Origin of the sequence: Ignavibacterium sp., assembly GCA_032027145.1 — a bacterium.
GTDB lineage: Bacteria > Bacteroidota > Ignavibacteria > Ignavibacteriales > Ignavibacteriaceae > IGN3.
The window spans coordinates 2,342,120-2,364,579 of the sequence record JAVSMP010000001.1 but is presented as its reverse complement, the minus strand read 5'-3'; the positions used below and the strand labels follow the sequence as shown (position 1 = coordinate 2,364,579).

Annotated in this window: 19 protein-coding genes and 2 tRNA genes; 7 read left to right on the top strand and 14 right to left on the bottom strand. The window is 34.3% G+C overall.

All coding sequences use genetic code 11. From position 1 onward, the window contains the following. The first annotated feature begins 120 nt into the window (after positions 1–120). On the top strand, positions 121–1,749 hold the full coding sequence (gene bshC / locus ROY99_09930; GenBank protein ID MDT3696696.1) for a bacillithiol biosynthesis cysteine-adding enzyme BshC: 1,629 nt from the start codon (positions 121–123) through the stop codon (positions 1,747–1,749). Positions 1,750–1,764: 15 nt separating this feature from the next. Here the strand turns inward: bshC and aroA are convergent, their stop codons facing one another. The 6 genes from aroA to ROY99_09900 form a co-directional block, all read right to left on the bottom strand. Then, entirely contained in the window at positions 1,765–3,045 is a 1,281-nt protein-coding gene (gene aroA / locus ROY99_09925) for a 3-phosphoshikimate 1-carboxyvinyltransferase (GenBank protein ID MDT3696695.1), read from the bottom strand. After that, positions 3,046–3,636 carry a TrmH family RNA methyltransferase gene (locus ROY99_09920; GenBank protein ID MDT3696694.1) on the bottom strand — a complete coding sequence of 197 codons (591 nt, stop codon included), beginning with the start codon at positions 3,634–3,636 and terminating at the stop codon, positions 3,046–3,048. Between the two features lie 5 nt (positions 3,637–3,641). Further along, positions 3,642–3,863 (bottom strand): hypothetical protein, encoded by a 222-nt coding sequence (locus ROY99_09915; protein ID MDT3696693.1) that lies wholly within the window; start codon positions 3,861–3,863, stop codon positions 3,642–3,644. A gap of 101 nt (positions 3,864–3,964) precedes the next feature. Beyond that, positions 3,965–4,738: a deoxyribose-phosphate aldolase gene (gene deoC / locus ROY99_09910; protein MDT3696692.1), complete on the bottom strand. Its 774-nt coding sequence runs from the start codon at positions 4,736–4,738 to the stop codon at positions 3,965–3,967. Then, on the bottom strand, positions 4,735–5,616 hold the full coding sequence (folD, locus tag ROY99_09905) for a bifunctional methylenetetrahydrofolate dehydrogenase/methenyltetrahydrofolate cyclohydrolase FolD (protein ID MDT3696691.1): 882 nt from the start codon (positions 5,614–5,616) through the stop codon (positions 4,735–4,737). Before folD ends, deoC begins: the two co-directional genes overlap by 4 nt. A 149-nt stretch (positions 5,617–5,765) precedes the next feature. Next, the gene (locus ROY99_09900) at positions 5,766–6,602 is read right to left on the bottom strand and encodes a TIGR00282 family metallophosphoesterase (GenBank protein MDT3696690.1); all 837 of its coding nucleotides are present in this window, start codon (positions 6,600–6,602) and stop codon (positions 5,766–5,768) included. Positions 6,603–6,699: 97 nt separating this feature from the next. Here ROY99_09900 and ROY99_09895 point away from each other — a divergent pair, with 97 nt between their 5' ends. Both ROY99_09895 and ROY99_09890 read left to right on the top strand, forming a co-directional pair. After that, positions 6,700–8,421: an exonuclease domain-containing protein gene (locus tag ROY99_09895; GenBank protein MDT3696689.1), complete on the top strand. Its 1,722-nt coding sequence runs from the start codon at positions 6,700–6,702 to the stop codon at positions 8,419–8,421. A 4-nt stretch (positions 8,422–8,425) separates the two neighbouring features. Further along, entirely contained in the window at positions 8,426–9,157 is a 732-nt protein-coding gene (locus tag ROY99_09890) for a hypothetical protein (GenBank protein ID MDT3696688.1), read from the top strand. Here the strand turns inward: ROY99_09890 and ROY99_09885 are convergent. Beyond that, the gene (locus tag ROY99_09885; protein MDT3696687.1) at positions 9,154–10,506 is read right to left on the bottom strand and encodes an MATE family efflux transporter; all 1,353 of its coding nucleotides are present in this window, start codon (positions 10,504–10,506) and stop codon (positions 9,154–9,156) included. The two genes, ROY99_09890 and ROY99_09885, sit on opposite strands and share 4 nt — an antisense overlap. 240 nt (positions 10,507–10,746) lie before the next feature. Then, complete coding sequence (locus ROY99_09880; GenBank protein ID MDT3696686.1) at positions 10,747–10,962, bottom strand: hypothetical protein; 216 nt, start codon at positions 10,960–10,962, stop codon at positions 10,747–10,749. 108 nt (positions 10,963–11,070) lie between these two features. Here ROY99_09880 and ROY99_09875 point away from each other — a divergent pair, with 108 nt between their 5' ends. Continuing rightward, a complete protein-coding gene (locus ROY99_09875; protein ID MDT3696685.1) occupies positions 11,071–12,114 on the top strand; it encodes a uroporphyrinogen decarboxylase family protein in 1,044 nt (347 codons plus the stop codon). On the opposite strand, the gene ROY99_09870 is transcribed toward ROY99_09875, so the two are convergent. The 3 genes from ROY99_09870 to ROY99_09860 are packed head-to-tail and all read right to left on the bottom strand — an operon-like array spanning position 12,101 to position 14,401. Further along, entirely contained in the window at positions 12,101–13,003 is a 903-nt protein-coding gene (locus tag ROY99_09870) for a homocysteine S-methyltransferase family protein (protein ID MDT3696684.1), read from the bottom strand. The two genes, ROY99_09875 and ROY99_09870, sit on opposite strands and share 14 nt — an antisense overlap. After that, a complete protein-coding gene (locus ROY99_09865) occupies positions 12,996–13,715 on the bottom strand; it encodes a vitamin B12 dependent-methionine synthase activation domain-containing protein (GenBank protein MDT3696683.1) in 720 nt (239 codons plus the stop codon). The genes ROY99_09870 and ROY99_09865 overlap by 8 nt, the downstream gene beginning before the upstream one ends. 17 nt (positions 13,716–13,732) lie before the next feature. After that, positions 13,733–14,401: a cobalamin-dependent protein gene (locus ROY99_09860; GenBank protein ID MDT3696682.1), complete on the bottom strand. Its 669-nt coding sequence runs from the start codon at positions 14,399–14,401 to the stop codon at positions 13,733–13,735. 335 nt (positions 14,402–14,736) lie between these two features. Here ROY99_09860 and ROY99_09855 point away from each other — a divergent pair, with 335 nt between their 5' ends. From ROY99_09855 to ROY99_09845, 3 genes are all read left to right on the top strand, one after another. Then, on the top strand, positions 14,737–15,099 hold the full coding sequence (locus ROY99_09855; protein MDT3696681.1) for a sulfite exporter TauE/SafE family protein: 363 nt from the start codon (positions 14,737–14,739) through the stop codon (positions 15,097–15,099). 47 nt (positions 15,100–15,146) lie between these two features. Beyond that, positions 15,147–15,235: transfer RNA gene (locus ROY99_09850), tRNA-Ser, on the top strand. A gap of 129 nt (positions 15,236–15,364) precedes the next feature. Next, a tRNA-Ser gene (locus tag ROY99_09845) sits at positions 15,365–15,451 on the top strand. A 111-nt stretch (positions 15,452–15,562) separates the two neighbouring features. On the opposite strand, the gene ROY99_09840 is transcribed toward ROY99_09845, so the two are convergent. The 3 genes from ROY99_09840 to ROY99_09830 form a co-directional block, all read right to left on the bottom strand. Further along, positions 15,563–18,100, bottom strand: a complete 2,538-nt coding sequence (locus ROY99_09840; protein ID MDT3696680.1) for an N-6 DNA methylase — start codon at positions 18,098–18,100, stop codon at positions 15,563–15,565. A gap of 696 nt (positions 18,101–18,796) precedes the next feature. Continuing rightward, the gene (gene tnpA, locus ROY99_09835) at positions 18,797–19,228 is read right to left on the bottom strand and encodes an IS200/IS605 family transposase (GenBank protein ID MDT3696679.1); all 432 of its coding nucleotides are present in this window, start codon (positions 19,226–19,228) and stop codon (positions 18,797–18,799) included. After that, on the bottom strand, positions 19,229–21,763 hold the full coding sequence (locus ROY99_09830; protein MDT3696678.1) for a DEAD/DEAH box helicase family protein: 2,535 nt from the start codon (positions 21,761–21,763) through the stop codon (positions 19,229–19,231). It lies immediately after the preceding gene. Positions 21,764–22,460: the final 697 nt, after the last annotated feature.

Below are 22,460 nucleotides of genomic sequence, written 5' to 3'. Positions count from 1 at the left end.
GAAAATAATCAAAGCTTATAACTGATAAAAGTTTTTTGTCTGAGTAATGGTTTTAAGATATTGTTAGGCTTACAGCTTTTGTTTACTTTTGCCTTTGATAATTCATTCATTGAGGCGAAAATGTTCATTAATTTCAGCGAGATACCTAAACATCAGAATTTATTCCTAGATTATCTTTACAGATTCGATAATGTAAAAGAATTCTATAAAAATAATTTTAGAAATAAGGAAGGTTTTTCCAATTTATTTAAAAGTATCACTGAATCAAAAAAAGATAAACAATTTCAAATCTCACCAATTATTAAAAATCAGTATTCTGATTTTCAAACAGTCTCTGCCAGAACACTCAAAAATATTGACTCGCTTGATAACACTAAAACCATAACAATTGTAACCGGACAACAAGTCGGGATACTCGGCGGACCGCTTTACACAGTTTACAAAATACTTACTGCAGTAAGACTTGCAAATCAGCTTAATGAAAGATTTGAAGAGTATAAATTTGTACCCGTATTCTGGCTCGAAGGTGATGATCATGATTTTAATGAGGTCAGGTCAATTAATATCTTTGATACTGAAAATCAAGTTCAGAATTTAGGGTATAAAACTGAAATTGAAGATGATGAAGCTAAACTAAGTGTTGGCAATATAAGTTTTGATGAATCAATCAGCGATTTTTTATCATCACTTGAAAACTCTTTAAGGCAGACTGATTTTAAAGATGGATTATTGAGTAAACTGAAAACCTTTTATGCCCAGGGTAAAACTTTTAAACAAAGTTTCAAGGAACTTATCTTCTGGCTGTTTGATGAATATGGACTTGTGATTTTTGATCCACAGGATGCAGCAATTAAACAGTTATTAAAACCAATTTTCAAAAAAGAAGTCATCAATTTTCAACAGCATACAGAAAATTTAATTCAAAGAAGTGCAGATCTTGAAGAATTATATCATGCTCAGGTAAAAGTTAAACCGGTTAATTTGTTTTATCACACTGATGACGGAAGGTTTTCTGTTGAGCCTGTTGACGAAATATTCAAACTCAGACGAAAAAGAAAGCAATTCACTAAAGAAGAAATACTGAACGAAATTGAAGAACATCCTGAAAGATTTAGTCCTAATGTTTTGCTAAGACCAATTTGTCAGGACTATCTGCTGCCAACCGGATTTTATATTGCCGGTCCAAGTGAAATATCTTACTTTGCACAAGTAACTCCTCTATATGATTTTTATAAAATCCCAACGCCGGTAATTTATCCAAGAACTTCTATTACACTTATTGAGAAAAATGTCAATGATGCACTAAACAAATATGATTTAACATTGAAAGATATTTTTTCAAGATTAACCGATCTAAAACATAAAGTTATTGCCGGTCTTTCAGAAAGTAATATTGATACTTCATTTGTAAATGCTGAAAATGAAATTGAATTGATTTTTGACCGGATAAAAGAAAATCTTTTTGCAGTTGATAAAACTCTTGTTGATTCAAGTGATAAATATAAAGATAGAGTTATCTATGTATTAAATGAGTTAAGAAATAAAGCTGTTAAAGCTCAGGAGAATAAGCACGAAACTACTGTAAGACAGCTTACAAGAATATCTCATCTTTTATATCCTAATGAAAACCTTCAGGAACGGGAAATTAACTTTACTTATTTTTTCAATAAATATGGAATAGAGCTGATTAAAAAGATATTTGAAGAAATATCAGTAAACGAGTTCGAACATCAGATAATTATTTTATAGAGATTTCTGAAAAGTTTATTGAATAATTGAATTAATCTGATTTTCAAATTTTGGATTTGAAATACTGACACATTCAAAATCATTTACTTCTCCCCCGCTTTCTAATAACATACTTAAAATTGCAAATGTCATTGCAATTCTATGATCATTAAAACTTTGAAAAGACAAATCTGATTTTTTGATACCACCGGATATAATGAATCCATCATCAAATTCATCAATATCCAATCCCAGCAAATTAAGATTGTAACATAAAGATTTAATCCTGTCAGACTCCTTTACGCGAAGTTCCTTTGCATTCCTGATTTCAAAATCCCCATCAGCAAATATTCCGGCAATAGTAAGTATAGGAATCTCATCAATTATATTGGGAATTATATCGGAATTAATTTTAATGTTTTTCAGAACTGATGATTTAACTATAACATTTCCGTACGGTTCATTGCTAGAGAATTTAATATCCTCATATTTGATATCAGCACCCATTTTTTTTAATACTTCAATAAACCCTGTTCTTGTTGGATTTAGTGAAACATTATTAATCTTAAGCTCGGAATCAGATGTTAACAGTGTTAACACAATATGAAATGCAGAAGTTGAAATATCGCCGGGAATAAAATATTCATTTGCAGAAGGATAATATTTTAACGAAGATGAAGAAATAATTTTTTCATTTTCAGTTTTTACAGGCAATCCAAGCATCAGTTCAGTGTGATTTCTGGTTCTGTCCTTTTCAATAATTGTTGTTTCATCTTCCGAATGTAAACCAGCGATCAAGATTGCACTCTTTACCTGAGCACTTGCAACTGGCATTTCATAAGTTATATTTATTGTTTTTTCAGCTGGATTAATAGTAAAAGGTAATGTATAATTTTCATTAGTTATAAATTGTGCGCCCATTTTCTTTAATGGTTCAATTACCCTTTTCATTGGTCTTTTAGAAAGCGATTCATCACCAGTTAATTTAGAGGAAAATTTTTGTACAGCTAAAAGACCTGAGATTAATCTTGCTGTCGTTCCTGAATTTCCGCAGTATAATTCAGAAGAAGGAGCTTCAAATCCTTTATAACCAAGACCGTTTATAATCACACTTCTGTTTTTTGTTAATACACCTGCTCCAAGATTATGCATCAAAACCAGTGTTGAAATTACATCGTGGCCCTGAGAAAGATTTGTAATTGATGATTTACCTGAAGCCATACCAGAAAATATAATCGCCCGATGTGATATTGATTTATCACCTGTCAGGTTTAATTCCCCTTTTACAGATTTTACTTTTGAGAAGTTTTTAATCAATTATTTCTCACACCATTCATCAATTATTTTTTCCAAAGCAGCAGTATCCAGTTCACTTTTATTATACATACCTTTATTCATTCTCTGCCTCATTGCTTCATACAAAATAACCGCAGCTGCTACAGAAACATTCAGACTCTGCACCATTCCAAATTGTGGAATTAAAAAAACATCATCGGCATTTTTTGCAGCTTCTTCAGAAACTCCTCGATGTTCGTTACCTACAACAATTGCCACTTTCTTTGTTAAATCAAGCTCGTACAGTTTTTTTGAGTGATCGGTTAAAGAGGAAGCAAATATTTTAAACCCTTTATTACGCAGTTCAGAATAACACTTATCAACAGTTTTGAATTTTTCTTTTTCAACCCACTTAAAAGCAGACGCAGATGATTTTTTACCAATTTTTGGAAAAGTTTCAAAATTATAAATCAAATTGACTTTAGGGATACCAACTGCATCGCAGGTTCTGAAAATTGCTGAAACATTATGAGGATCGTGAATATTTTCAAGTACAACAGTTAAAGAATGCTGGCGGGACTTAATAACCCGGGTAATTTTCGCGATTCGTTTTTCAGTCTTATGATTTCTCACAAAATTTATTTATCAAAAATAAGTTTATAAATAATCCTGTTTTCTTCTTTCCTTGCGCGGTCAATTTTCAGTTGTTTGACAGGCACTTGTAAATAAAATGAACTTAAATCAATTATTTTCTCAATAACTGTGTCTTCATCATGTGCCCAGCTTTCACAACCTTTGATAGAGGGAACTTCAGCAGTGTAACCATCATTTGTCTTTGTTATAACTAAGTCGATTACCATTAAAGATAGTTTTTGGTACTAAGAATAATTTACACATTGGTTTAATAGAAAAATCATTTTATAACAATAAAATATTTTTCCAAATGATTAAAGAAATTATTTTAATAGTTGCTATCAGACTTTTGTCCGGAAATAATTTTAACTCCGGCACTTGCACCTAATCTGTTTGCACCTGCATTTATCATTGCAACAGCATCTTCATAAGAGCGGATTCCGCCGGCAGCTTTAACTTTATGCTTATCTCCAACAACAAATTTCATCAGCGCTACATCCTGAATTGTTGCTCCGGCTTTAGAAAATCCGGTTGATGTTTTAACAAAATCCAGCCCTGCTTCCTTTGCCATTATGCAAGCAGCAACTTTTTCTTTGTCTGTCAGAAGACAAGTTTCAAGTATAACTTTAGAAGTACATAAATGTTTTTTAGAAAGATCTGCAATTGTTTTCAAATCATTATATACATAATCGTAGTCTTTATCTTTCAATCTGCCGACATTGATCACCATATCAAGCTCTTCTGCACCATTTTTAATTGCTTCTTCTGCTTCAAGAAACTTAGATTGGGTTGTTGTTGCACCAAGCGGAAATCCAATAACTGTGCAGACTTTAACATTTGAAGATTTCAGAAGATCAAAACAAGCTGAAACATAAGATGGATTTACGCAAACCGAAGCAAAATTATGCTGAATAGCTTCTTCACAAAGATGTTTGATCTCAGTTAGAGTTGCTTCGGGTTTTAGTAATGTATGATCGATCATTCCAGCTAATTCTTTTTTATCAACCGCTGTTTTTCCTTTTATAAATGATTTTTCAAAATCAGTAAAATCATTTAAGATCTTTGTAATATTTTTATCTGACAGCAGATCTTTTAAACTCATTTTTCACCATAAAGATTATACGCTTTAAAAGTATTACTTAATAACATAGCAATTGTCATTGGTCCAACTCCGCCGGGGACAGGAGTAATATATGAAGATTTTTTTGAAACATTTTCAAAATCAACATCACCTACTATTCTGTATCCTTTTGGTTTCGACTGATCATCAATTCTGTTTATTCCAACATCAACAACTACCACGCCTTCTTTTACCATATCTGCTTTTATCATTTCAGGCTTACCAATTGCAGCAATCAAGATATCAGCCTGTTTAGTATAATAAGAAATATCTTTTGCGGCAGAGTGAACAATTGTAACAATTGAATTCGCTCCTTCAGCTTTTTGCAGCATTATATTTGTAATTGGTTTACCAACGATATTGCTTCTTCCGACGACAACAACATGCTTACCTTTTGTTTCAATGTTATAACGGATTAGTAATTCCTGAATACCAGCCGGAGTGCATGAAGCAAAAGTATCTTTACCGATAACAAGATTGCCTACGGAAATCGGATGAAATCCGTCAACATCTTTTTTCGATGAAATAGTTTCAATTATTTTATCTTCATTGATATGCTTTGGTAAAGGAAGCTGTACTAAGATTCCGTGATAATCTTTATTCTCATTATACGATTTTATCAATTCAAGCAATTGAACTTCTGATATGTCTGCTGGAAGTTTTTCTGTTTTTGTCCGCATCCCGACTTCTTCGCAAGCTTTTCCTTTACTGGAAACATAAATATGTGAAGCAGGATCATCACCCACAATTATTGCAACTAAACCAGGAACATTCTTCCCATCTGTTTTTAATTTAGATATTTTTTCTTTAAGCTCATTGCGGATATCAGCCGCAACTTTTTTACCATCTATTAATTTCATTTTCTCTCCCTTTAATATTTTGTATTACAACTTTTACCTAAGTGAAACGGTTTTTTTCATTTTGCAAACAAACTCTGGTTTACTACTGTCAGTATTCTTTGTGAGATCTCCGCATGCATCCTTATCACTTTCTTAACTTTCAAACTTTATCAATTCTGTGCGGAGGATGATTCAACATCTTTATTTACAATTAATTTATCAAACTCCGGGAAAAATATTCTTTCAAGCTCTATAGTTTTTCCTGTTTCAGCATCAACTTTAAAAAACATTCCGGCTAAGTGGATATTATCTTTGGCAGTTTCATATTTCTGTGGGGTTGCAAATAAAAACCTGTTAACTGCAGCAGTTGATTTCATACCAATTACAGAATCATAGGGACCTGTCATTCCAACATCAGTTATATAGCCTGTTCCGTTTGGTAGAATTCTTTCATCAGCAGTTTGAATATGCGTATGTGTACCGATTAACATACTTACTTTACCATCAAGATATTGAGCCATTGCCATTTTTTCAGCAGTAGCTTCAGCGTGAAAATCTACAATAAAAATTTTTGTTTCTTGTTTCAGCTTTGCTAAAATCCAATCCATTGATCTGAACGGACAATCAATCGGAGTCATAAAAGTTCTGCCTTGCAGATTTATTACTGCTATCTTCTGTCCATTTACTTCGCTTATATAATATCCATTTCCATGAGTACCTTTGGGGTAATTCAAAGGACGAAGAGATCGTGGTTCTGCTTTCAAATAATCCTGTGATTGATGTTTATCCCAGGTATGGTTACCGCCTGTAATTACGTTTACACCAATATTAAAAAGCTTCTGACCTTCTTTATCAGTGCAGCCTTTTCCGTCTGAAGCATTTTCTCCATTTACAATCACAAAATCAGCTTTGTATTTTTGAATTATACTGGGAAGCCAGGTTTGTACAATATCCATACCGGGTTGACCGATGATATCACCAACGAAAAGTATATTGATTGAGGACATGTTTTCCTAATTTGTTTTAAGAAATATATCCAAAATGCGAGTAATTCAGAAATAAAGTTAGCTTTGATTGATAGTATAGTTTAATATAGATTTAAATATGCAATACGATAATATTTTACTAACACCATTAGAAAAAGCTTCATTCAGTGTTGTGGATGTTGAAACCACTGGTTTATCAGCAAATAAAAACCGGGTTATTGAAATAGCTATCGTAAAAATTGAAGGGCTGAAGATTACTGATAGACTGCATTATCTAATCAATCCGCAAACCTACATACCTGCGTTTATTACATCTCTTACAGGAATTGATAATTATGATGTAATTGGTGCACCGGTATTTTCTGAAGTTGTTGATGAAGTTATAAATTTTATTGACAATACTGTTTTAACTGCTCATAATTTCCCATTCGATTCTTCGTTTCTTAATACTGAGTTTATGCTGAGCGGAAGAGAATTTATCAGTGATGAATCCTGCTGCACATTAAAACTTGCAAGAAACATTTATCCTGATTTAAAAAGTAAATCTCTCTCATCAGTAGCTGATTTCCTGAATCTTAAAAATAAAAATTCTCATAGAGCGCTTGGTGATGCTGAAATAACTGCAAAAGTGCTTATAAAAATGATAAGAGAACTTCAGGATAAAGATAAAATTAAAACTGTCGGCGAATTATTAAGCTATCAAAAAGGTTATCAGCATAATTATTTAACAAATGTGAAAAAGGAATTGCAGGAAGATTACCTTGCACTGCCGAATGCACCGGGAATTTATTATTTCACAAATAAAAAAGATGAGATAATTTATGTAGGTAAAGCTAAGTCAATCAGAGATCGTGTTAAAAGTTATTTCTCGCCTTCTGCGTTACGAAAAGCTCAGAAAATTGTTAAACAAGCTGTCAGATTAAAACATATAATAACCAACACTGAATTAACAGCATTATTAACCGAAGCTGAAACAATAAAAATCCTTGAACCAAAACATAATGCACAGTTAAAGTTATTTGGTAATAAATATTTTTTAAGAATAAATAAAACTCATAAATATCCAAATCTGGAGTTAACAAATCATTTTGATTTTGATGGCAATGATTATTTTGGTTTATTTATATCACGTAAAAAAGCAGCAGAAACACTTGAGTTCATAAACAAGTCTTTTGCAATTCGAGAATGTTCAGATAAGGATTTTAAGAAAAACAGAGCCTGCTTCCTTTATGATATCCGCAGATGCACTGCTCCATGCGAAAATAATGATGAAGCTGATTATAAAAATGAACTGGAGAAAGTTTATGATTTTCTTTATGGGAAAAATCAATTTGTACTGGATAGACTATTAAACAAAATGAAAGAATACTCCGCCAGGCAAAAATATGAACAGGCAGCGGAGATTAAAGAATTAGTGGATTTCATCCTTAATCAAACTCATAAATCATCTATACTTGCTGAACCGGTTAATAAAGCAAAAGTACTATTCGAAGTAATTTCAAGATTTGAAAATGATTTTGTGTTAATGATTGAGGGTAAAATTTATATAAGAAATTATCTGCACGATAAAAAAAATAAATTCGATCCGGCATTGGATGATTTTTACAATAATACAATAAACTCAAAATCAAACCCAACCGATGAAGACTTTGAGAAAATGAAAATAACCCTTAACTGGCTGATAAAAAACCGTAATCAGGTCAGGATCTATTATCTCAAGGATTATAAATCAAAAGAAGATTTGTTTAGAAACATAAGTCAGGTTTCTGAAAATTTTTCTTCTGATAATGAGAAGTCAATCCAGATAAAAAAAGACCCAACATACGATTACGATTTTTAACGATATGAAAAAAAAGATATTACTAAACAGCATACTTAATGATAAAGTTCATGGCTCAAGTGAAATATTAAAAAGATTTTTAGATTATTTAGAAGAAAACAGCAGGAATCTATCAGGATTAAAATCAGCACTGCCGCTGGTTAAAAAAAAGCTATCACACTTCCCCGCTATTTTGGATTTAGTAAACCAATTAAAAATCCCGTTGAAGAAGAATAATACTAAGGAGCTTACAGCACTTATTAAATTTTTTAAAGCAAATGATGCAGATATAAATACAAGGATTTTCAAAAATGCTGAGAAAGAATTATGTAAGTATAATACAGTTCTGACAATCTCACATAGCAGAACGTTGATTGAAATATTCAAACTCTTAAAGAAAGTAAATCCAAAATTAAAAGTGTTTGTTTGTGAATCGCGTCCCCTAAACGAGGGAGAAATACTGGTTAAAGAACTGAAACAGAATAAAATAAACAATCAGATAATCGCTGAAGCATCTGCCGGTAAAATAATTAAACAAATTGATATTGTAGTTTTAGGAGCTGATCAGTTATTAAAAAACGGATCAATAATTAATAAAACCGGAAGCAGAATGCTGGCAGTTTTAGCAGCTTATGAAGGTATCCCTGTTTATGTTTTGGCAGGCAAAAGTAAATTCATCAGCAAACAAACATCTAAACTGCCGGAAGAATTTGAGGAAGTTGAATCAAAGTTAATTACAAAAATCTTTACTGATTAAAGTTGAATTATCTGTTTGCTTTTATAATTAAACCTTACCGTCAGGAAAACTGCTGCAACTGTTAAACCGATTAACAATCCAACCCATACCCCATAAACGCCCTGGTTAAAAACAAACGCCAGTATGTAGGCTACCGGCAGACTGATTAGCCAGTATGCAGTAAAAGTAATAATAGTCGGACCTTTAATATCAGTTAGACCTCTGAGCACTCCGATACCTACAGCCTGGATTCCATCAGAAAGCTGGAACAATGCTGCAATTATTAAAAGTCCGGAAGCTATATCAATTACATTGTTATCATTAATATAAAGTGAAGGTAAAAAGCGATTTAATCCAATGAACAAAATTCCGGCAATTGCCATAATACCTGCACCGAGTGTAATTGCTGTAAACCCGGCTCTTCTGATTTTATGAACATCTCTTTCACCCATTGCATAACCAACCCTGATGCTTGATGCTTGCGAAATACCAAGAACTATCATAAAAGTAATTGAAGCTAAATTGATTGCTATTTGATGTGCAGCTAGTTCATTTGCACCAATCCAGCCGATCATAATTACAGCAATGGTAAAGGCGCCGACTTCAAAGAAATTCTGAAAACCGCTTGGTATCCCCAATTGAACTATTTTTTTAATCACCTTAAAATTTAATCCGCGGAAATGAAAGTTAACATCATATTCTCTAAACTTTTCATTCTTCATAACATAAATCATCATCGCTGATGCCATAAATACCCGTGATGCAAATGTTGACCAGGCAGCGCCAGCCAATCCAAGTGCTGGAACTCCTAACTTACCAAAAATCAAAACCCAGTTGCCGAAAACATTAATTATGTTTGCAAGCAAAGCTATTATCATAGCTGGTTTCATAATGGAAAAACCTTCAATGAATTGCTTGTAGGTTTGATAAATCATTAATGGCAAAGCTGAAATAGAAACTATCCCCATATAAATGACTGCATATTTAATTATCTCTGCCGGCTGATTAAGATAACCAAGAAAATTTATACCGATAAAGATTATAGCTATCATCACAAGAGATAAAACAACATTGACCAATAAGGATTGTCTGAAATAAACACCGCATTCGGAAAATCTTTTACCGCCAATTAATATTGCTATTAATGGAGTAACTACTGCTGAGGAGCCAATTCCAAGTATTAGGATTAAAAATACCAAACTGTTACCGAGAGATGCTGCTGCAAGCTGAACAGAGCCAAGTCTGCCAACCATCATACTATCAACAACCCCCATCATAATAATCCCAAGTTGTCCGATCATTACTGGATAGGCAAGTTTGAATGTATTTAATATATCGTCTTTATATTTCTTAAGTATTCTGATCTGCATTAAATAATTAAATTCTATATCTAAAATAAAGCCTGATTTTGTTTAATTAAAATAAATTGAAAATAATGTGTTCCGGGTTTCTCTGATTACCGGCAGTTTCCCCTTTTTTAACAGCGAACTGAAACTCCTGCCGCATCATTTAAGAAAATAAAATAAAACAATTTAAATGTTTCACCCTTTATGCTGAAAATAGATTTTATGAATGATGAGTTAAAAAAAAGCTACTCAACAGGATGGATTTTATTTTAGTAAATTTACAGAAGTAAAATAGTAATTATTTGCAGCAGTAATTTCTTCGATCTCTTTAATGGATAACTTATTATCAGCTTTAATATACATATCTGCTGTTATGGTAATATCAGAAGGCGGTTTCGGTTTGAAAAGCAGGTTTGCCGTACCAATTATTCCGGCAAACAGAAATACTATTAGTATGAAAGAAATTATTATCCTAAACATTTTGCTCAAAGGGATTATTTTTCAAGGGTGAAATTGATTATTATTAAGCATAAAAGCAATAGATGTTATTAGAATAATTGCAGAAATTCGAATAAAAATTATTTGTATATGAAATCTATCCCAAAACCTGATGTTCAATCATTCTTAAAAGTAATAAGAAATCAAACTTGTAATTACATCCCAATTGCTGAATTAGGCGTTCATCCTCTGATCAAAGAAAGATTTATTGGAAAAAAAATACAAGGATTAGAAGATGAAATTGAATTCTGGTTTAATGCCGGATATGATTATATAAAACTTCAGCCGAAAGCGGATTTTAACCCGGCAAAGATCGGACTTAGCAATAACTTATCATATAATGACGACGGCACCGTCTTCAGAAAATGGGCTTCTGAGGGCAATGGTGTAATTACTAACTCAGAATCGTTTGACAATTATTTATTCCCTGCCAAAGAAGATTTTTCATACGAAAATTTTGAAAGAGTGAAATCTTTATTACCTGAAGGAATGGGAGTGATAGGACAATACGGCGACATTTTTACAATGACCTGGGAAATGATGGGATTTGAATCTTTCTCTTATGCACTGTTTGAAAATGAAAGTCTTATTGACGAGTTAAATAATAAATTGGGCAGTCTGGTCTTGAGTATGTTTGAATATTTTGCACAAAATGAAAATGTAGATGCGCTTTGGTATAGTGATGATATTGCTTATACAAATTCATTGATTGTATCGCCTAATGTATTGGATAAATACTTTTTCTGCTGGTTAAAAAAAATCGGAGACCTTGCTAAGAAGTATAATAAACCTTTAATCTATCACAGCGATGGTGTTCTATTCAGTGTAATGAATAAGATAATTGATTGCGGAGTTACCGCACTTCATCCTATTGAACCTAAAGCAATGAGTATTTTTGAAGTTAAAGAAAAATATGGCAAAGACCTTTGTCTTATCGGTAATATTGATGTTGATTTATTGAGCAGAGGAACAGTGGAAGATGTTTCCAAACAGGTTCTGACTAATATTGAAAAGCTTGGCAGAAACGGCGGTTATTGTATCGGGTCAGGTAATTCAGTTCCAGAGTATGTAAAGTTTGAAAATTATCTTTCAATGATTGATACAGTTAAGTCAGTCAATTCTAATCTGCTATAATATTTCCCCTATAATTATTTACAACTTCAGAAATTACTTTAATGTGCTCTGGAGTTGTTCCGCAGCAGCCTCCGATAATGTTTGCACCTGCATTAATCAGATCAGGAACAATACTTCCTACAAATTCAGGAGTTTCTTTATAAACAAGTACACCGTCAAAAATTTCCGGTAAGCCGGCATTCGGCTGTACTAAAACAGGAATCATCTGAGAAACGTGTCTGATTTCTTTAATAATTTCGATCATATCAGCAAATCCTCTTCCACAGTTTGCACCAATAATATCAGCGCCGCAAATGATAAGCTTTTCAGTCATTTGTTTTGGACTGATTCCCATTAGTGTTTTGTAACCATAATCAGTTTTATCGAAAGTAAATGTGGTAATTACTTCCAGATTAGTATTTTCTTTAACTGCTTTAATTGCTTGTTCAGCTTCATCAAGGTCATAAAATGTTTCGATACACACAGCATCAGCACCTCCTGATTCTAAAGCAATTGCCTGAAGTTTAAATGTATCATATAAATCTGAAACAGTTATATCACCCATCGCTAAAAATTTTCCTGTTGGTCCGATTGAACCAATAACAATTTGATCGCCATTGATTATATTTTTTGTAATCTTTGCACCGGTATAACATATCGTTTCAAGTTTGTCGCTTAATCCGTATTGATCAAGTTTAAATTTGTTAGCACCAAAAGTATTGGTGGATATTAATTCAGCTCCGGCATTTAAGTAGCTTTCGGCAATCTCTGCAACTTTTTCAGGATGCTCTAAATTCCAGCTTTCGGGACACACACCGGTTTTCAATCCTTTAGAAAACAATTGAGTTCCCCAGGCACCATCGGAAACCAAAATCTTTTTATGCTGAATTAATTCAACTACTTTATTCATATTTTTTTCTTTTATAACAGAATTCATCATCACAAATTGAACACTCGTAATCTTTTCGCTGGACATCTTTACCAATTCCTAAAACCGCACTTACAGATTTAATCGGAATCATCATCGAACCTTCGGAAAGTGTAACTCCGCAAAAGCGCTCTGGCATCAGACTAAAGAATTTCTTCTGTTCAGATACATCCCAGCCGCAATAACCGGGGCTGTAACGATTAGTGATTTTTAATGATTCTTTTTCCAAGTTTTTCTCAATTATCATTTCCATTTTATCTGCTGAAGCTTCAACTATCTCAGAAGCAAGCTTGTCTGTTAAAAACATTTCCAGATAATCATTATTACTGCCAAATGAATTCAACAACTTCTCAAATACATCTCCCAAAGTACAAACGAGAAAGACTAATGATTCAGAGCCTTTTAAATATTTCCCGATAATCTTTTTGCAATTAAAATCCAGATTTTCTATTGTAAAATACGAACTGAAAATTTTTACCATTGAGCTATCAAATCTTTTATAGCCGCATCTTATTTTCATTTCTTTATGAAAATATCCGATGATATTATGGATACTTTCAGCAACAGGATCAGGAACACTCGACCCGGAGTAACCTAAAGATCTTATAAAATTTATTTCAGAAATATTCAGATCATTCAGATTAAATTCGTATTCCTGAACATCGAATGGTTTTTGTAATAAATCATCTTTCACGATTATTAAAAAGATTATTAAATAAGATTATTATCTAAGTAATCCAAAAAACTCTGAGGATCCGGAAAATAATGATTTGCTTTAACTGACTCAGCAAATCCTTTTGTTAACGGTGCACCTCCTAAAACTATAATCATATCAGAAAACTCTGCTTTTATTTTTTGTACTATGTTAGACATATTCAGCATAGTTGTAGATAGAAGCGCACTCATCCCAACTACTTTTACCTTATGCTGATTTATTGCATCAATAAACTTATCCGCTGAAACATTAATCCCAAGATCAATTACTTCCCATCCAGCACCTTCCAAAACCATCTTCACAATATTTTTTCCTATATCGTGTAAATCACCCTCAACAGTACCAAGGATCAGTTTACCCTTCAATCTTATTTCCCCACTGATAAAATATGGTCTTAGAATTTCCATTGCTGAGTTCATAGCTTTTGCAGAAATTAGTACCTCAGGCAAAAAAATAATTCCATCCCGGAATTTTTCACCAACTGCTTTCATACCGGATAAAAGACCATCATTTAATATTACTTCAGGCGGTATTTTTAGATTCAAAGCTTCGCGGGTTAATTCAGTAACACCTGGCTTACCAATTAAATCGGAAGGATGGTTAGAGGAGATATTAACCTTTCCCTTTTCAATGCAATAACTAAGTTGGCTGATAATATTTTCCATATTGTGTTGCATTATTAAATAACTTTATAAAACATCAGAAAAAAAATACTCAGTCTATCATCTTGAGCTTGTTGTCGTAAGCTTGACATCTTGCACTTGTCGAAAGATAACAGAATTCCTTAAACACAGTTTGACAGCTTCATCAAATTGTTCAAAATTTTTCTGCAGTCTCCTGATGCTAAATTAAACATATATCAGATTATAATGAATAGATTTTTTTACTGCTGTTGCTTCATCTGATTGATTGAAGAACAATTGATTTTGTCCTTTAGTGCTTAATTCTTATAAATTTAACAAACAAAAAAAATTATTTTCTTATATGGAAATGAAAAGTTATGCCTAAAGAAATTTTATTCGTAATTCTTGGATTAGCTGCCGGTACATTCAGCGGCGTTGTCGGGCTCGGGGGCGGAGTGATAATTGTTCCAGCTTTGATTTTTATATTTGGATTAACACAACATCAGGCACAAGGCACAACACTTGCTTTAATGCTTCCGCCAATCGGAATCCTGGCAGCGTATTCATATTATCAACAAGGATATGTTGATTTGAAGATTGCAGCTCTTATCTGTCTGGGATTTATTTTTGGCGGATGGATTGGAGCTAAGATTGCGGTATCTGTACCAAAGGAAGCACTTCAAAAAATATTTGCAATTTCATTGTTTCTTATATCTATTAAAATGTTCTTTAGTAAGTAAACAGAAATAATTGAACAGATATTTGTAGTTTTGCAGGTAAGAATTTCGGAAAGGTGCCGGAGTGGTTGAACGGGGCGGTCTCGAAAACCGTTATACCGGGTAACTGGTATCGAGGGTTCGAATCCCTCCCTTTCCGCAAAGTATTAAATGGATTTACTTTTAGTAATCGGTTCTGACTTTCAATTCCCATTATATCAACTAAGAAACTTTGTAAACAAAAGCATATTGAATATATTTGAGCCCTGAAATTTTAATTACCCTTAACGGAGAGATGCAGGAGTGGCTGAACTGGCACGCCTGGAGAGCGTGTGTATCTTAACGGGTACCGTGGGTTCGAATCCCACTCTCTCCGCAAATAAACTTTACTAAAACCAAATTATTATTGCTTTTTGATAACTCATTTAATATCACATTATCAACTAACCTAATATCGAGCTTGATAAGAAAATATTTTTCTTCCATCTCACTCCCCCCATACCTTTGCTATTTTATATTTTATCTTTTGCTCGAAGATGGAAATGAGTTTTTTGTTCTGTTCAACTATTTTTTCTTCAGTCTCAAGTCTTGATACGATCTCCTCTTGAATTTTAATTTTAGGAACAGCTATTTGTAATTCCGTTACCGTTTTTTGAGAGATAGATGGTTGACCACCAACTTTAGCATACTTATTCAAATTCAGTTGTGTAAGTGATTGAGCTAAATATTTAATATTTATTTCCCGTAAAAAATCTGTAACATATAAACCATTATCAGTCACCCACGATTTAGGTTGAGTTATATGAACAGCACCACAATAAGCACCAACTCTTCCGATGACAATAGTTGAATTGTCTAAGAAATATTCTGTATGATAACCATTGATCCCATTACCACCATAAACAGGATGTTTTCCTTCACCAAGCTGGCTAACTGCCAATCCTTTACCACTTGATAATTTTATAATTTCTGCAAGTGATACCATCTCCCATTCCGGATCAATATCAATTTGTGGTTTGTAGTTTTCTACAACCTGTCTTGCACCGTCTATTATTTTTTGCCAGCCTTCTATCTCTGCAACTATTTCTTTTTGTATTTCAAGTGGTGGGAGTGGGATTTTTATTTCGTTAATCTGTTTTAGGGATAAATTGTATTGAGCAACACCCACCTTAAGACTTTGAACTTCTTCTAATATCTTTTCTGATTTTAATATCCAAAAAAGGTATTCAGGAATGATAAGATTACGTTTTAATCTAATAATTGAAAGAGCTTGGTTAGTATTTGCGGGCAGAATATCTTTGATTACTACGGCAGTTCTTCCAAATGCACCAGCAATTGAGAATAGGACATCACCTTGTTTCAACTGGGATCGCTTTAACGCTTGATGACATTCTTCAGTAATAAAGGCAAACTTACTGGGTATAAATTTTCCCTCATCTGTGATAGATTCAATTTTGATGAAATTAATCCCTTCTTCAACAAAGTTATATCCAGCAGTGGTTGGTGTAGTTCCTTTCGTTACAATTTCAGTTAAATCACGTATCAAAATAAGAGTATAATTCGATGCTTTATGAAGAACTTTATGTTGGTATCTCTCTCCACTCAAATTCCAGTCTTCATTCTCACCAATTTTTTCTTTGGTTGCAATATTCCAAAGATTGTTTGGACCGAACTTTTCAATGAGAGTGGATTCCGTGTCGAGTCCGGAATGACAAGTGGTGATATATTCTTTAACTAAAGATGCAGAGATTGGTAACTGGCTTCCGGCTTTTGGTCTGCGTTGTGCGCCAAGATCAAATCCGTCATTTTCAATTTTTACAAAAAGTATTTTATCTGTTTTCTTGTTCAGTGTTTTATCAATCAGCAGAATAGATGTCTTAACACCTGAGTATGGCTGAAACACACCTGCCGGTAATGACACAACTGCAAAGAGATAATTTTCAACAAGCATTTTACGCAACTGCTTGTATGCTTTTCCGGATTGAAAGATAATTCCTTCGGGAACAATTATTGCAGCTTTGCCGTTTGGTGTTAAGTGCTCTACAATATAATCAACAAACAAAACTTCGCTTCTGTTAGACTGGATTGAAAATCTTTTATGCGGTTTTATTCCACCCTTTGGTGACATAAACGGAGGATTAGCCATAATTACATCAGCGTATTCGTTCCAGTTATCTTCATTTGTAAGTGTATCATACTCAGAAATTTTTGGATCTGTAAATCCGTGCAGATAAAGATTAACAAGCGATAGCCGAACCATATCGGGAGAAATATCATACCCTTTTATATTCCTGGATAGCATTGCTCTTTCATCGGGAGTCAGCTTATCGCCTTTATACTTTTGTGTTCCACCAGTAGTAAGTTCAGCGATGCTTACATCAGTCTGCTGATAAGCTTCTTTATCTTTTTCGGGAATAAAATTACTTGAGTTGTGTTTGAGTATATGCTTATAAGATGAAATAAGAAATCCTGCTGTTCCGCAAGCCGGGTCAAGAATTGTATTATCTTTTTTAGGTGAAATAACATCAACCATAAAATCAATTATGTGCCTTGGAGTTCTGAATTGTCCAGCTTCTCCCTGACTGCCGAGAACAGAGAGCAGATATTCAAATGCGTCACCGAGCCGTTCAGAATGATCATACTCAAAATCATCAATTACTTTTAAGAAACTTTTTAATGTTTCAGGATCACGGTATGGCAAGAATGCATTCTTAAAAATATCTCTGAACAGTTGAGGGATGTTTGGGTTGATATTCATCTTCTGGATTGCTTCACCGTAAAGAGTAAGAACATCAAACCCGCCAAGATCAGGAGCCATCAACTTCTTCCAGCTGTAGCGTTCAAACTCACCTGAGAAGAATTTTCTTTTACCACCGAGCTCTTCTGCTTCTGCATCCATATCATCCATAAACTTATAGATGAGTGAGATGGTAATTTGTTCAACCTGCGACTTTGGATCAGGAACTTTACCTACTAAGATATCTCTTGCAGTATCTATTCGTCGTTTTGTTTCGTTATCAAGCATAATATCCTTTTGTTTGGGCTAAAGCCCTTAATTATTTCTGTCTCGGACTTCTCCGTCCTGAAGGACGGAGTTGGTTATATCCTCGATTCATCTCTTTCTGAATCCTAAAGGATGAAGGTATCAACTTGTTATTTATACTCCAGCATTTATGCCAGAGGAATTAAGAACTAAGATATAATCGGGCTTTAGCCCAACAACTCCATCCTAGAGACAGAGACATATCAACCAACAATTCATAACTCCGTCCTTTAGGACGGAGACATACAACTCCATCCTTAAGACAGAGACATATCAACCAACAATTCATAACTCCGTCCTTCAGGACGGAGACAAACAACTCCATCCTTAAGACAGAGACATACAAACCAACAATTCATAACTCCGTCCTTTAGGACGGAGACAAACAACTCCATCCGAGAGACAGAGACATATCAACCAACAATTCATAACTCCGTCCTTTAGGACGGAGACATACCGAACTATGAAGAGAATCGGGCTTTAGCCCAACAACTCTATCATTAGGAAGAAGACAATCCAACCAACAATAACTCCGTCCTTTAGGACGGAGACATACCGAACTATGAAGAGAATCGGGCTTTAGCCCAACAACTCTATCATTAGGAAGAAGACAATCCAACCAACAATAACTCCGTCCTTTAGGACGGAGACATACCGAACTATGAAGAGAATCGGGCTTTAGCCCAAATACTTAAAACCATATCTCCTTACAAACTCCTCATACTCCTCAGAATAACTCCTCTTACTATGATGCCTTTCCTGATTCGCGATATAATTTCTTACCACATTTACCTGAGATTCACTAACAGAAACAGCAAAATACTCATCTGCCCATTCAAACTTTGTTCTGGTTATTTTATTTTTATTTATCCAATGAGACACTTCGCCCTTTATCAGATTAACTACCTTGGCGATGTTCTCTTCTTTACCTAATGAAATAAGAACATGCAGATGATCATTAAACCCATTAATACAATCAATAAAAATGCCTTTGGTTTTAGCATTTTCAATAATGTGTGAAATAACTTTTTCACGCACATCTTTAACAAGAAAAGGCTCTCTATTCTTTGTCCCAAATACTATATGTATCCAGATTTTTACGAACGGCATTTACATCATAAATTGATTTAATGGAACATAGTCTTTTATATATTCAGGAATTATTTCACGCCATTCCTTCGGAACAGCTTTATAATCTTTAATTGTAAAGATCGCATTTACATTTAGCTGAGTTAAATCCCTGCTCTCAATAATATCTCTAACCTGACTGCTTGTTATATAAGCCTTGAAGAAATATTTCATTGCCTGAATATCTTTTGGTTTATCTGGTTTTCTATCAAGTATAAATTTTTCAAATTCTTCTTCAAGCAGTTGATCTTTTGATTTGAATCCGGGAATTAAACCGAGAGCTTTTTCTACAACTTCACGCAGGGATATTCTTCTGTCAACTCCGGCAGCTTTTCTAAGTTTTTCAATCGTATAGAAATATTCAGGTTTGTTCATAATGTTTTGATTCAAATACTCTATTAAAGAGTCCCAGCTTCTTTTTTCAACATACTCTTGAATGAATTTGTCCGAACGAATCCTGTCCTCAAATTGCTCAAAGAACATCCGGTCTATCTTCATTCCTGATAAACCAACTTCTTTTACTTCCATCGCAATAAGCTTATCAGGATCGAAATTTTCAAACCTTTCAATTACAACAGGTCCTTCATTACCCGTTGGTTGTGTTCTTCTTGGGTATCTCGGAAGCTTTAATACCTCATCATAATTATATTTCTCTTCAAAGTATTCGCAGTTTGCAAAAAAGTCAAAGAGTTTATACTTCGTTTTATCAAGCTCAGCAATCTGTTCCTTCAGATCGTTATCAAATAATTGTTCAAGGAAATTATGCTTACGTGTGCCTCTGCCCTTAATCTGGATGAAGTCTGTAGGTGAGAATATTGGACGCATTAAGCATAGGTTGAGAATATCTGTGCAATCATATCCGGTCGTCATCATTCCAACAGTAACGCACACTCTCGTTTTGCTTGTTTTGTAAGTGGGAAGGAAGTTACCAGAACCGCTAAGATTATTATTGGCAAAGTTTATTGTGAATTGCTGAGCATCGGGAATCTGAGAAGTAACCTGAATTGCAAAATCTGAATTGTATTTTCCCGGATACATTTGATCTGCAAACTCGTTTAATATCTGCGTTAGTTTAGCAGCGTGGTTCTGACTAACACTGAATATGATTGATTTGCCGATTTCCTTTGTTACCGGATCGAGCAAAGCATTATCAAGAAATGTTTTGCAGAACAGTTTGTTTGTATCTTCAGAAAAAAACTTTTTTTCAAAGTCACGCTGATAATACTCTTCTTCTTCCTTTTCACCATCTTCTCTAAAAGTAATCACCGAGTAACCTTCATCCGATAATAGCTGTGTGGTTACATCAGTTCGGGCATCTACAACAACAGGGTTTATCAGATATCCGTCACGAACGCCATCTATCAGCGAATACCGAAAAGTTGGTTGACCTGATTCACAGCCAAAGGTCCTGTAAGTATCAAGTAATATTCTCCTTTCTACTTCACGTGGATCTCTGACTTGCTGTCCAGCTTTGTCAATTTTCTTAAGATAGTCTTTTGGTGTTGCTGTTAAACCGAGTTTGTATCCGATGAAATATTCAAACACTGCTCTTGAGTTTCCTCCGATTGAACGGTGAGCTTCATCTGATATTACCAGATCGAAATCCGTAGGAGAAAAGAATTTCTGATATTTGTTATTGAAAAGAAGTGACTGAATTGTTGTCACTACAATTTCAGATTTACGCCAATCCTGCCGGTTCTCTTTATAGATTACAGATTTGTAATCATTCTTCAGCAAGTTTACAAATGCCTTATTTGCCTGATCTTCAAGCTCTAACCTATCAACTAAAAATAAAACTCGTTTTGCATTACCGGTTCTCAGGAACAATTTTATAATTGCAGCAGCGATAAGTGTCTTACCGGTTCCCGTTGCCATCTCAAATAAAAAACGGTTGCTTCCTGCCTGCACTGCTTTTTGAAGTTTATCAACTGCTCTTAACTGATAAGAGCGAAGAAATTTTAGTTTATTCTTCTCGATGAAATCTTTTCTGAGCGATTCATCCTTGAAAGCAGGATTATCAAAATAGTTTGGAAGCTGAGTAAGTGCTATGTAATCATCGAGCAAACGTTCATCCACAAGTTTCTGCGGATTAGGCTGATGATCTTTATAGATTTTAATAGAAGAAGGTTCAGGGAATTTAGTAATTACATAAGGATTGCCGTGGTTGAGATCCCATAAGTAATGAAGATTACCGTTAGATAGGATTACAAATCTGCAATTCTGTGCCTTTGCATATTTCCGTGCCTGCTCTTTTCCTACAAGAGGGTTTTTATCCTCTGACTTAGCTTCAAGAACAATTAAAGGGTAGCCACGATCATCGAGTAATAAAAAATCAATGTAGCCATTCTTCGATTTCTCAAAGTCTTCACCATACTCATCAAGTAATTTCTGAGTCAGCTTAATATTGTTTTCAAGTATAACATTGGCGGGACCAAATTCACTATCGAAAAACCGCCAACCGGCTTCTTCCAACAGCTTATTTATTTTGATTCGGGCTTTAGCTTCTTTAGCAGCCATAACACTTGTAATATTCTGTATGATTAAGTCAAAAATAAGAAAAATCTGATTGATATTGGTAAGAATAAAGACTGCAATTCAGTCTGAGCGGAGACGAAGACTGAATTTTATTCCTGTCAGTCTGAGCGGAGACGAAGACTGACCTTTGTTCCTGTCAGTCTGAGCGGAGTCGAAGACTGACCTTTGTTCCTGTCAGTCTGAGCGGAGTCGAAGACTGAATCTTTGTTTCTGTCACATTTCGACTTCGCTCAACGTGACTATCACCTGTCAGTCTGAGCAGAGTTGAAGACTGAATTTTGTTTCTGTCACATTTCGACTTCGCTCAACGTGACACCCATTTGTCAATCTGAGCGGAGTCGAAGACTGAGTTTTGTTTCTGTCACATTTCGACTTCGCTCAATGCGACAACCATCTGTCAGTCTGAGCGGAGACGAAGACTGAACCTTTGTTCCTGTCACGTTTCGACTTCGCTCAACGTGACTATCACCTGTCAGTCTGAGCGGAGTCGAAGACTTAATTTTGTTCCTGTCAGTCTGAGCGGAGTCGAAGACTGAACCTTTGTTTCTGTCACATTTCGACTTCGCTCAATGCGACAACCATCTGTCAGTCTGAGCGGAGTCGAAGACTGAGTTTTATTTCTGTCACGTTTCGACTTCGCTCAACGTGACACCCATTTGTCAGTCTGAGCGGAGTCGAA